Origin of the sequence: Streptococcus mitis SK564, assembly GCF_000148525.1 — a bacterium.
Lineage (GTDB): Bacteria > Bacillota > Bacilli > Lactobacillales > Streptococcaceae > Streptococcus > Streptococcus mitis_H.
The window spans coordinates 38,557-50,980 of the sequence record NZ_AEDU01000029.1 but is presented as its reverse complement, the minus strand read 5'-3'; the positions used below and the strand labels follow the sequence as shown (position 1 = coordinate 50,980).

The following is a 12,424-nucleotide window of genomic DNA, read 5'->3' as shown; positions in this document are numbered from 1 at the left end:
TAGTATTATTTGATATCAACATCATATATCAGTGTTTCTAAACTCTTTTCTATAAATAAAAAAGTATAATCACACAAAAGTCTGATACTCAATGAAAATAAAAGAAGAAACTAGGAAGCTAGCTTCATGTTGCTCAAAACACTGTTTTAAGGTTGCAGATAGAGCTGATGCGCTTTGGAAAAATTTTCGAAGAGTATGAACTGCAATATACAAAAAACAGCCCTATCAAGATGGCTTTATAAAAACCATCCAATAGAACTGCTCGTTATTATTTAACATGCTTTTCTGCTTCTTTTTGAGCTTTTTCAATTGCTTTTTTGCTCTCTTGCTCCCATTTAGTCTTGGCTTCTTCATACTGTTTAGTCGTAACTGTATCTTTTTGCAGTTTCATGTACTTATAATTATTTCCATCACCCTTGATACCAACCAATGAATAACCTCTTGTAAATGGTGTCACTTTAGTTACAAAAGCTGTCCCACCATTTGACATAGCTGACATAATGAGAGAGCTATCGATCATCCAAGCTTGAGCTTCAGCGTATTTTTCATAACGCTTCGCTACATCTTTGTTTTCACTATCCGCTTCCTTAAGCATTTTAGTGTAAGTATCCAAACCTAAGCTAGCAATTTTTGCTTTATCTTCCTTGGCATCTAGACCAAAAATCTTGAGGTAGAATCCATCCTCTGCATTGAAAGGATTGAGATAAGTTGATGGATCTTGGTAATCACCTACCCAGCCATCAAAGTTCAAATCGTAGTCTCGATCAGCTGGCGTTGGTGCTAAGAAGGCTACGTTATTAAAATCATCTGTTGACAGTTGCTGAACATCAATGACAATATTATCAGCACCCAAAACTGATTCAAGAGTCTGTTTAACAGAGTTCATACCTGTCACAGCATTTTTATTCGTCTGATCAACCGCCACATCCAAGTGAATAGGGAAGGTCACACCTTGACTTGCCAATTCTTTTTTAGCTTCCGCAAATTTTGCTTGGGCTTTTTCTTTGTTAAAGTAGGCATCCTGAGCATCTGCCAAGTTAATACCTGACCATTCTGTGCCATAGTTGACCAATTCAGAAGCGACTACTTCTCCAAAGGTCTTGTCTCCCACTTGGACAAATGTAGGAGGCACTAGAGTATTACGAAGGGTCTTGCTTGCCGCTTCTTCCCCATTTGACTGGGCAGAATAGGCTGTGCGATCCAAGGCAAAGTTCACCGCTTGACGGAATTTTTTGTTCAAGACAGCTGTCTCAGTTGACTTCTTCTGCTCATCTGTCGTTTTAGACGTATGGTTATAAGCCTTACGGTTGACGTTAAAATTGAAATACCAAGAAGTCTTGTCCTGCAAGCTATAGACGATATTATCCTTATATTTTTCCTTGGTCTTAGCAAAGTTAGAACTATTTGGATAAACCCCAGCGATCGAATAGGCTCCACTTTCAAAGTTACGGATGGTCAATTCTTGGTCTGAGCCATCAAAGTAAGCCAATTTCACATGTTCAATTGATACTTTGTCATGATCGTAGTAATGCGGATTTTTCACATACTCAATCGATGATTTTGATGTGAAATCTTTTAACAAATAAGGTCCGCTGTAAAGAATACTATCTGGAGATAGGGTACCAAAATCTTTCCCTTTTGAATTTAGAAACTCTTCGTTTACTGGGAAAAGAATACTGTTTGTTGTTTTTGAGTTCCAGTAAGGTTCTGGGCGTGCCAAAGTATACTCAACAGTCTGGTCGTCAATGGCCTTCACCCCAACCTTAGAAAAGTCAGAATCCGCTCCTGTAATATAATCATTCAAGCCCTTGATCGAGTTTTGAATCAAGTCAATGGCCTGTGATTTATTGTCCACTGCGTACTTAATCCCTGTCACAAAATCTTGTGCCTTGACTGGGGCGTACTCTTCACCGTCAGCCGTGAACCATTTGGCATCTTTTCTCAATTTATAGGTATAAGTCAGGCCGTCGCTTGAAACAGACCAGTCTTCTGCCAAAGATGGAACTAGGTTTCCGTGGTTGTCATTTTCAAGCAAACCATCAACTAGGTTGGTAATAATAGCTGTATTATCAGCGTAGTAGTCTAATAAATAGTTAAATGTAGTTGGATTTCCACTAAAGGTTGATGAGTAAGTTTTTGTATCTGAACCAGATTGTCCGCAAGCAGCTAAAAGCAAGGCAGCCGCAAAAGTCAGGCCTGCACTAAGGACACGCTTTTTTGTAGTCATCTTCTTTCTCCTTTATGTTAGTTTTTGTAACATAAGTTTATTTTACCAAAATAGTGGAAATTTGTAAAGTTAATTGAATTTTGAGAATGAAAGTTTATAAATCTTAGTCATAAAAAAACAAAGGATTTCTGTCTTTCATACAGTCCTCCCTTGTTTTTATACGATTTCAATTTTAAATTTTTCTGTAAAAAATATTTATAGTAATTCCACACAGAAGGCATCCCATGGAGTCAAGACTTGTTTTTTAAAGGCTTCTTGAGCCGGGGTGTTTTCAATCAAAACAGATTTGACGTTTCCTTCTACGTCCAAGTCTTGCTCTTCATTGGACAAGTTAGCCGCAACTAGGAAATGACGGTCCCCATCTTTACGGATATAGGCGAAGACCTTGTCAGTTGTTTCCAAGAGTTCAAAGTCAGCTCGAATCAGCCAGCTATTCTCCTTACGGATTTGAACCAGTTTCTGATAGGTATAGAAAATAGAATCTGGATTTGCCAGCGCTTCTTGAACGTTGATTCCTTGATAATTTGGATTGACTGCCAACCAAGGTTGACCTGTTGAGAAACCAGCATTTTTGCTCTCGTCCCATTGCATAGGGGTACGGGCATTATCACGTCCAATGACACGGATACTGTCCATGATTTCTTCCATCGGAACGTCTTTTTCAAGAGCCTCACGCGCATAGTTGAGGGATTCAATATCTTCTACTTGATCCAGCGTTTCAAACGGATAGTTGGTCATACCAATCTCCTCACCTTGGTAGATATAAGGAGTTCCTCTCATGAGATGAAGCAAGATGGCAAAGGCTTTGGCAGATTTTTCGCGGTATTCTTGGTCATTTCCCCAGATTGAGACGATACGAGGAAGGTCATGATTGTTCCAGAAGAGGGAATTCCAACCATCCTCAACTCCTAACTCTGTCTGCCATTTGTTGAAGATTTCTTTTAACTTAGCGATATTCAGCTCTTTTTGATAATGCCATTTAGGTTGCCCTTCCTGATACTGAAGACAGATGTGTTCAAACTGGAAGACCATAGACAACTCTTGCCCTTTTGGATCCGAGTAGAGCTTAGCAATTTCTGGCGTTGCTCCCCATGTTTCCCCTACTGTCAAGAGTTCATGATCTCCAAAGGTGGCTCTGTTCATCTCCTTGAGATAGGGGTGGAGCATGGGACCATTATTGACTACCTTCTCGTCAGGAATTTTCCCAATCATGTCAATGACATCCATGCGGAAACCACCAATGCCTTTATCAATCCAGAAGTTCATCATCTCATAAATTTTCTGACGAAGTTTTTCATTTCCCCAGTTGAGATCCGGCTGTTTCTTACTGAAAAAGTGGAGATAGTACTGACCCGACTTTTCATCATATTCCCAAGCAGACCCACTAAAGATAGAATCTAGGTCGTTGGGTTCATCCCGCCAAATATAGTAGTCACGTTCAGGGCTGTCAGGATTTTCACAGGCCTCGACAAACCAAGCATGTTCATCGGATGTATGATTGACCACCAAGTCCATGATGATACGAATATCACGCTTCTTAGCTTCCGCGATTAGTTGATCCATGTCCTCCATAGTCCCAAAAATAGCTGCAATCGCTTGATAATCAGCAATATCATAGCCATTATCATCCATAGGACTGTCATAAACGGGAGAAAGCCAAATCGCTGTAATCCCCAGCTTGGCTAGATAGTCTAACTTACTGGTAATTCCTGGCAAATCACCAATTCCATCTCCGTTGCTATCCATAAAGCTCTTAGGATACACTTGATAGACAACGGCATTGTGCCACCATTTTTCTTGCATCTTCTTACCTCATTATTTTAATAATCTATAGTCTATGATAGCCCTTTTTAGAATTTTATGCAAGCGTTTGCCTAATCTTTTTGATTCCTTTTTTAACTCCATAGTTTCCTAACTTCCAATTTTTTATTATAATAGAGGTCAGAGGTAAAAAAATGAAAAAACAAGCTTTTAGTTCTGAACAATATTTGAATCTACAGCGCGACCACATTTTGGAGCGCATTAACCAATTTGACGGCAAGCTCTACTTAGAGTTTGGTGGCAAAATGTTAGAAGATTTCCACGCCGCTCGTGTTCTTCCTGGTTATGAGCCTGACAACAAAATCAAGCTCTTACAAGAATTGAAAGAGCAAGTTGAGGTTGTGATTGCCATTAATGCTAGCAACATCGAACATTCTAAAGCACGTGGTGACTTGGGCATTTCTTATGACCAAGAAGTTCTTCGCTTGATTGATAAATTCAATGAATTGGGAATTTTTGTTGGCTCAGTGGTCATCACACAGTACGCTGGCCAACCAGCTGCAGATGCCTTCCGCAACCAACTTGAGAAAAACGGAATTGATTCTTATCTTCATTATCCAATCAAAGGATATCCGACGGATATGGATCATATCATTTCTCCAGAAGGTATGGGAAAAAATGACTACATCAAAACCAGTCGTAACTTGATTGTCGTAACTGCTCCTGGACCTGGTTCTGGAAAATTGGCAACCTGTATGTCAAATATGTACCACGACCAAATCAATGGTATCAAGTCTGGCTACGCTAAATTTGAAACCTTCCCCGTTTGGAATCTTCCCCTTCATCACCCAGTCAATTTGGCCTACGAGGCTGCCACAGCTGACCTTGACGATGTCAACATGATTGACCCTTTCCATCTTCAAACCTATGGAGAAACTACTGTCAACTACAACCGTGATATTGAAATTTTCCCAGTTCTCAAACGCATGTTAGAACGTATCCTTGGTGAATCTCCATACGCTTCACCGACAGACATGGGTGTCAACATGGTTGGCTTCGCTATTACAGATGATGAAGCTGCTATCGAAGCTTCTAAACAAGAAATCATCCGACGTTACTATCAAACTGTTCTTGACTTTAAAGCTGAAAAAGTTGGTGAAGCTGCTGTTAAGAAAATTGAGTTGCTCATGAACGACCTCGGTATCACACCTGCAGACCGGAAGGTTGCTGTCGTTGCTCGTCAAAAGGCAGAAGAAACTGGTGGCCCTGCCCTAGCCCTTGAATTGCCAAATGGGGAAATCGTGACTGGTAAGAACTCAGAACTCTTTGGTCCAACAGCCGCTGCCTTGATCAACGCCATCAAGAAATCAGCTGACATCGCTAAAGAAGTAAAACTAATCGAACCTGAAGTTGTTAAGCCAATCCAAGGTCTTAAAATCGATCATCTAGGTAGCCGCAATCCACGTCTGCATTCAAATGAAATCCTGATTGCACTTGCTATCACAGCTACAGAAAATCCTGATGCTGCTCGTGCTATGGAAGAGCTCGGCAACCTCAAAGGAAGCGAAGCCCACTCAACCATCATCTTGACTGATGAAGATAAGAATGTCCTTCGCAAATTGGGTATCAACGTTACCTTTGACCCTTACTACCAATACGACCGCTTGTATCGTAAGTAACGATTTGAACCTCTCCACTCTCGGAGAGGTTTTCTCTCTGCCTAAGGAGCCAGCTTTATGTTATAATGAAGAGAGAAAACTGAAAGGATTTACCATGTCAAAAGAAGTTATTGTTGAAAGTTTTGAACTTGACCACACTATTGTTAAAGCTCCCTATGTTCGCTTGATTGGGGAAGAAACGGGACCAAAAGGAGACATCATCTCCAATTATGATATTCGCTTGGTGCAACCAAACGAAGACTCGATCCCTACTGCTGGACTTCACACCATTGAGCACCTCTTAGCTAAACTCATCCGTACTCGCATCGACGGCATGATTGACTGTTCACCATTTGGCTGCCGTACAGGCTTCCACATGATTATGTGGGGGCGTCATACCAGCGCTGAGATTGCGACAGTTATCAAGGATTCGCTCAAGGAAATCGCTGAAACTACTACTTGGGAAGATGTCCCTGGAACAACCATCGAATCTTGTGGAAACTACAAGGATCACAGCCTCTTCTCTGCTAAAGAATGGGCGAAACTCATCTTGGAACAAGGAATCTCAGATGATGCCTTTGAGCGCCATGTGATTTAGACACAAAAGGAACCAGTTTTTTCAGCTGGCTCCTTCTTTTTTTATTCTCAAAATTTTGTCTTAGGCTTTTTCACGAATAACTAAACCACCATCTTCCATGTCAGCTTCTAGGTGTTTGGCATCTAGGTGATCCAAATGGAAGTCTGTCACCTTATCCCGAATTTCTTGTTCAACCACGCGACGGAGAGGACGAACACCCATGACTTCATCATAACCTTCTTCTGTAATATAGTCCTTAGCCGCTTGACTGACTATCAAATCAATGTCTTTCTTAGCCAAGGTTTGGTTGACTTCAGCCAACATTAAATCCACAATCTTAGAAAGGTCTTCCTTAGTCAAGTGTGAAAACTCAATGACTGCGTTAAAGCGGTTGAGGAATTCTGGACGGAAGAATGGTTTCAAACGATCCATCAATTCTGGTTTATCCGCATCTTCTGTCAAGTTAGCTTCGTAACCAAAGCCTGCGTTTGAAGTTGCGATAATCACCGTATTCTTGAAGTTGACAGTGTTACCTTGACCATCTGTCAAACGACCATCGTCCAAAACTTGGAGGAGAAGGGTGATGACTTGAGGGTCAGCCTTTTCAATCTCATCCAAAAGTACGATTGAGTATGGATTGCGACGAACACGTTCTGTTAAGGTATTGCTATTGTCATCGTAACCAACATAACCTGCAGTTGTACCAATCAATTTAGATACGGCTGTGCGGTCGCTGTATTCTGACATGTCCAAACGGATGATCGCATCCTTGGTTCCAAACATATCGAGCGCCAATTGCTTAGCAAGCTCCGTCTTACCAACCCCAGTAGGTCCTACAAAGAGGAAACTACCGATTGGGCGATTGCCTTCATCAAAACCAGCACGGTTACGACGGATAGCGCGAGCTACAGCTTCTACCGCCTTGTCTTGGCCGATTACCTTATCTTGCAGACGATGAGCCATATCTTTCAAACGTTCGATGTCTGATGCTCCCATTTGTGATACTGGGATACCCGTCATTCGTTCTACAGATTCAGCCACATCGTTGACACTTGCAGTCACTTTCATATCTTCTGTGTGGTTTTCGATTTTCTTTTCCAATTCTGCAATGCGTGTTTTATAGTTTAGAGCTGCTTCAAAATCTTCTGCCTCAACAGCTTTTTCTTGCTTGTCTTTTTCTACCTCAATTTCACGTTCAACAGCATGAACATCTGTTACTGGATGCTGAGCTGCCAAGTGAGCTGCCGTTACATCTACAAGGTCGATAGCCTTATCGGGCAAACTACGTTGAGGAATATACTGAACAGAATAATCCACTGCTGCTTTCAAAACCTCGTCTGGCAAGATGACATTGTGGTGTTGTTGATAAAGGTCACGAATTCCTTGAAGGATTTTAAAGGTATCCTCTGCTGAAGGAGCATTTACTTTCACTTCGTTGAAACGACGAGCAAGAGCTGCATTCTTCAAGATGGTGTTACGGTATTCGTCTTGAGTTGTTGCCCCAATCACTGTCAATTCACCACGAGAGAGGGCTGGCTTGAGAATGTCTGCAAGTCCCTTAGATCCACTATCTCCACCAGTGCTACCAGCACCGAGAATTTGGTGAATTTCATCAAAGAAGAGGATAATATTCCCTGCTTCTTTCACTTCATTGACTAAATTTTGAACGTTTTCTTCAAAACTACCACGGTATTGAGTCCCAGCCTCAAGACCTGAAATATCAATGGAAATAATTTCCTTATTCTTAATAGCAGCTGGAACATCGCCGTTCACAATTGCTTGAGCAAGACCTTCGACAACAGCTGTCTTACCAACACCTGCATCTCCGACCAGAACAGGATTGTTCTTGGTACGACGTGAGAGGATCTCAGATGTTTCTTGAATTTCCTTGTTTCGTCCGATAACAGGATCCAGCTTGCCCTCGCGAGCTTCTGCTGTCAAGTTTCGCCCTAGTTTAGCAAGGACACCATCTTGTTTCATACCTGAAGCCTGTTGTGGCATTTTGCCATCAACTTCTACATTTCCTGGTAATTGACCAGTTGCACGATAGTGAGCAAATTCCTCAGGTGTGACTTCACGTCCATTAATCAAGTAACGACGATTTTCAGAACTGTATCCTCGCATACCACCCATCAATTGGTTAAATAGATCATCCATGTTGTTAAAATTATTAAAGTTGTTGTTCATATTCTTTACCTCTTTTTGTTTACTTAGTTATGATCACTGACATTGACTATCTTTGACCTTTGTTTTAAAAAATTTAGACTAGCTAAATGGCTACTCTAGGTACTATTTCTGGTTTTTCTTTTTCAAGCAGGAGTAGACTATCTTTACTTCTGAAGATTTCTAGATTAAACATAGACACACCTCTTTCTATTTTACTTTAAATAATACTCTTCGAAAATCTCTTCAAACCACGTCAGCTCTATCTGCAACCTCAAAACAGTGTTTTGAAAACCTGCGGCTAGCTTCCTAGTTTGCTCTTTGATTTTCATTGAGTATAAGTGTTCGAGTAAGGCTTTCATTTACCTTACGTTCATAATATACTACATTAGTCAGAAAAGGTCAAGGGATTTGACTTTAATTGACCAATATTTTTTAAAAAGCAAAAACACCCTGAAACATCAGGGTGCCATTCTTACATCAAATACAAAATTGCTAGGGTCAAGAGACTTGCTAGAAGTCCCACTCCCCAAAAGAAGAAGTCAACCTTCCACTCGCTCCATGGATTTCCTTTACCAGACAATCCTCCAAGCTCAAAATGGTGATGCACAGGCGTCATGCGGAAAATACGTTTGCCACCAGTCATTTTGAAATAACTGACTTGCATCATGACTGAAGTTGTTTCAAAAACATAAACAATTCCGATAATCAAGAGAGTCCATTCTTGGTGGAGGGCCATAGAGATAGCTGCCAGCATTCCACCGAGAGCTAAACTTCCCACATCCCCCATAAAGACCTTAGCAGGCTTATGGTTAAAGACAAAGAAACCAAGCAAACCACCAATCATGGCAAGAATCACTAGAAGAATATCCATCTGACCTTGCACATAGGCAATAACTCCATAGGCAGACAAACTAATCACGACTGAAATACTAGCCAGACCGTCAATGCCGTCAGTCAAGTTGACTGCGTTTGAAAAACCAACTAGCCAGAAAAGGGCGAAAAGAATATAGAAAATCCCTAGATGCACTTGGTAACCAAAGACTGAAAGCATATCGCCCCCACGCTCATAAAAAAGGTAGAAAATGACGCCACCTAGCAGCTGAAGAGCCAATTTCTGTTTGGGGTTTAGCCCCTCATTGATCTTTCGGAAGACCTTGAGAAAGTCATCTAAAAAACCAACCAAGCCATACAAGACCAAAATAAACAAAATCATACCAACATTATTGGTCAATTGTTTCGAAAAAAGAGCGACGAGGAAACTCACCACAACTGCAGCAATGAGGAAAACAAGTCCCCCCATTGTAGGAGTCCCAGCTTTTGCCTGGTGCTGTTTAACATCCTCATGCATCTGCTGGCCTGTAATTTGCGCCTTTCTATAAAATTGGATAAAGGCCGGAATTCCTACTAAAGTTAGTAAAAATGTCACAATTCCAGCACTAATAGAAATAAACATATTAGTCTCCTAAAGTTAATTTAATTTTTTTAATGTTTTTGATAGCTGTATTAGTCCGAACATCTTGCTTCTGAACAACGGAACCTGAACCTTCAAATTCCAGTTCAATATCCAACCATTTAGCAAAGGTCTCGGCAGTCTCTTTTTTCCAGCCATACATGTCTGGAATTTCTTCTACCTTATCCGATAAAAGGAGAACTTGTTGGTTTGGTGCAAGATTGGTCCCTTCTTCTACAGAAGTCTCTTTAATCTTTGTTCCAGTACCTACAACGATTGGTTGCACAATATTTCGGCGTAAGGCTTCCGCCAACTCACCAGGTGAAATATCCTTGATGCTAGGCATTGCATAAGAAGATTCTGTCGTAACTTTATCTAAATTTTTGGCTGGAGATTGAAGATTGAGAGATTCTTTCATAGCTGAAGCCCGCTCCAAGATTGGGGTGGCAAATTCTCCCAACTGGATACCTGAATAATGCTCAGGCTGTTGAACCGTTACATACAAGATAAAATCAGGATTTTCAGCAGGATTCATAGTCACAGCTGAGAAAATATAATTGGTAGAACCAACCAAGTATCCTCCATTTTTCTCATCAGCGATTTGAGCCGTACCGGATTTAACTGCTACATTTTGTCCAGGAACTGTTATAATTGGCTTTCCTGTGTAGTGATTATACATAGTTCCATATAGAGGGTCCGTCCCAACTAAGATCATGTGATTTCGAGTTGTGCTTGCTGCCTCTTTGGAAACAGGATTTCCTACTATTTCTTTTTGTGACTTACGTACAGACTGATTGTTAGTATCATAAATAGCACTTATAAATTTTGGCTCCAGCATAACTCCATCATTAGCAATAGCTGTAAAGGCACGAAGCATTTGTGTTTGTGTCACTGAAATTCCTTGCCCAAATGAGCTTTGAGCAATACTAACAATATTATCAGCTGGAAGTTGACCAGCGTATTCATCTGTCAAGCCAAAGCGAGTTGGAACCCCAAATTTAAAGCGTTTTAGATAATCCAACCAAGTAGCATCTCCCATTTTTTGTTCAAGTAGACTCATTCCAACATTACTGGAGTGAGCGAAACCTTGTAAGAAAGTCATCATCCCACCAGTAGTCAAACCTTCATTAACATCCCAATCTCGAGTCGTCGCATCCGCTATTTTGAATTCACTGCTATTGAAGTATTCTCCACTTGGGAAGGTATTATTATCAATAGAAGAAGCTAACGTCATAACCTTCATGGCTGATCCTGGTTCATAGTTACTTTGATAAAGAATATCACGCCAAACAAAGTCCTCAGTGATTCCTTCTTTAGTATCTGCATTAAAGGTAGGTCGTTGGGTGGTAGCGAGGATTTCACCGGTCTTTGCACTGACCAAGGTCGCGGTCATATACTTACCTTTTACTTTTTCTAGAAAGGCATCCATCTGAGTTTCCATGAAAGATTGTAGCGGACTAGACAATGTTGTATAAACATCCTTGCCATCTACCGTTTGTTGGGAAACTTGTTCTGTTCCAGGGACAATATTACCCAGACGATCTTTTTCATAGGTAATAATACCGTCTTTCCCTGCAAGAATACTGTTCAAGGAACTCTCCATCCCAGAAGTTCCCAGCAAACTCTTGCTACCATCCTCATTTTCATGGAGTTGGGCCAAACCAATAAAACTAGAAGCGAATTGTCCATTTGGATAGCTTCTATTAGGGCTAGTTGTGAAGTCAATTCCTTCAACACTAGCGTCTTTCAAATCCTTTTTAATAGCCATCATATTGGCATAGGTAATCCCATTGCCCTTTGCTCCAAAGGAAACTTGCTTGAGATTAGGTTGCGAGAGTTGCTCTCTTACATAAGATTCTTCCATGTCCAGATACTTATGAAAGACCTCTGCAACCTTGTTAAATTGTGTTTTTTCTACGTAAAGAATCTTACCCGTTGCTGACTTATAGTTCTCATCAATAACCGCATAGACATTATAGGAGGTTGCATCCTCAGCAATTGGGACTCCATTTCGGTCATAAATAGTCCCACGTTTGGCAGGAACTATACGGGTGGTTTGATGAACCTTCTTAGCTTCCTTCGCTAAATCTGTTCCAAAGCGAGTGCCCGTCCCAATAATGACCGCAAAATTGACTAAAAAAACGGCAAAAACAAAGACAGATAATAAACTCAGACTTTTTCCAACTCTGCGTCTGTTTTCAGCCGGCGATTTCCGATTTTTCGTCGCATAACGGATTACTCTTTTTGTCCACTTCATATCTTACTCCGCTATTCGAATATTTTCATTGTTTAATTGCAAATCGTGTGAATTGGCAATTTCTTTCAAACGTTCTGCACGTAATAGTTCATTGACCTCTTGCTTGGCATCGTCCAATTCGGTCTTCTTTTCCTCTATCTGCGCATTGATTTTTGTCAAATCATTCTGTACTTGCAAAAGCTTGGTCTGCATAAAAATAATACTAATGGCTACAATAAGAGTGGTTATAGCAATGGAAAAGTAAAAAGCTTTTTCCACACGCGAAAACCGTTTAAGTTGCATCTGTAGTATTTGACCTGTTTTTTCTATTCTTTCTGCCATCTTTTTC

The 12,424-nt window shown here is 40.7% G+C and carries 8 protein-coding genes; 2 read left to right on the top strand and 6 right to left on the bottom strand.

Annotated features, from left to right (window positions below):
- Positions 1-268: 268 nt before the first annotated feature.
- A complete protein-coding gene (locus SMSK564_RS11545; RefSeq protein WP_000208590.1) occupies positions 269-2,227 on the bottom strand; it encodes a peptide ABC transporter substrate-binding protein in 1,959 nt (652 codons plus the stop codon).
- Positions 2,228-2,422: 195 nt separating this feature from the next.
- Entirely contained in the window at positions 2,423-4,030 is a 1,608-nt protein-coding gene (locus SMSK564_RS11540; RefSeq protein ID WP_001156790.1) for a glycoside hydrolase family 13 protein, read from the bottom strand.
- Between the two features lie 152 nt (positions 4,031-4,182).
- On the opposite strand from SMSK564_RS11540, the gene SMSK564_RS11535 reads away from it, so the two are divergent.
- Both SMSK564_RS11535 and SMSK564_RS11530 read left to right on the top strand, forming a co-directional pair.
- Positions 4,183-5,667, top strand: a complete 1,485-nt coding sequence (locus SMSK564_RS11535) for a DUF1846 domain-containing protein (protein WP_000743601.1) — start codon at positions 4,183-4,185, stop codon at positions 5,665-5,667.
- A 94-nt stretch (positions 5,668-5,761) separates the two neighbouring features.
- A complete protein-coding gene (locus tag SMSK564_RS11530; RefSeq protein WP_000032549.1) occupies positions 5,762-6,244 on the top strand; it encodes an S-ribosylhomocysteine lyase in 483 nt (160 codons plus the stop codon).
- A 60-nt stretch (positions 6,245-6,304) separates the two neighbouring features.
- Here the strand turns inward: SMSK564_RS11530 and SMSK564_RS11525 are convergent, their stop codons facing one another.
- The 4 genes from SMSK564_RS11525 to ftsL form a co-directional block, all read right to left on the bottom strand.
- Positions 6,305-8,410 (bottom strand): ATP-dependent Clp protease ATP-binding subunit, encoded by a 2,106-nt coding sequence (locus tag SMSK564_RS11525; protein ID WP_001063426.1) that lies wholly within the window; start codon positions 8,408-8,410, stop codon positions 6,305-6,307.
- A 451-nt stretch (positions 8,411-8,861) separates the two neighbouring features.
- Positions 8,862-9,842: a phospho-N-acetylmuramoyl-pentapeptide-transferase gene (mraY, locus tag SMSK564_RS11520; protein ID WP_000470806.1), complete on the bottom strand. Its 981-nt coding sequence runs from the start codon at positions 9,840-9,842 to the stop codon at positions 8,862-8,864.
- Position 9,843: 1 nt separating this feature from the next.
- Positions 9,844-12,096 carry a penicillin-binding protein PBP2X gene (pbp2x, locus tag SMSK564_RS11515; protein ID WP_000872295.1) on the bottom strand — a complete coding sequence of 751 codons (2,253 nt, stop codon included), beginning with the start codon at positions 12,094-12,096 and terminating at the stop codon, positions 9,844-9,846.
- 3 nt (positions 12,097-12,099) lie between these two features.
- A complete protein-coding gene (gene ftsL / locus SMSK564_RS11510) occupies positions 12,100-12,417 on the bottom strand; it encodes a cell division protein FtsL (RefSeq protein ID WP_000840792.1) in 318 nt (105 codons plus the stop codon).
- Positions 12,418-12,424: the final 7 nt, after the last annotated feature.

Bases quoted from the DNA above. Each gene is read 5' to 3' on its own strand.
- SMSK564_RS11525 (WP_001063426.1), bottom strand. From the start codon at position 8,410: ATGAACAACAACTTTAATAATTTTAACAACATGGATGATCTATTTAAC.
- SMSK564_RS11540 (WP_001156790.1), bottom strand. From the start codon at position 4,030: ATGCAAGAAAAATGGTGGCACAATGCCGTTGTCTATCAAGTGTATCCT.
- SMSK564_RS11545 (WP_000208590.1), bottom strand. From the start codon at position 2,227: ATGACTACAAAAAAGCGTGTCCTTAGTGCAGGCCTGACTTTTGCGGCT.
- mraY (WP_000470806.1), bottom strand. From the start codon at position 9,842: ATGTTTATTTCTATTAGTGCTGGAATTGTGACATTTTTACTAACTTTA.
- SMSK564_RS11530 (WP_000032549.1), top strand. From the start codon at position 5,762: ATGTCAAAAGAAGTTATTGTTGAAAGTTTTGAACTTGACCACACTATT.
- pbp2x (WP_000872295.1), bottom strand. From the start codon at position 12,096: ATGAAGTGGACAAAAAGAGTAATCCGTTATGCGACGAAAAATCGGAAA.
- SMSK564_RS11535 (WP_000743601.1), top strand. From the start codon at position 4,183: ATGAAAAAACAAGCTTTTAGTTCTGAACAATATTTGAATCTACAGCGC.
- ftsL (WP_000840792.1), bottom strand. From the start codon at position 12,417: ATGGCAGAAAGAATAGAAAAAACAGGTCAAATACTACAGATGCAACTT.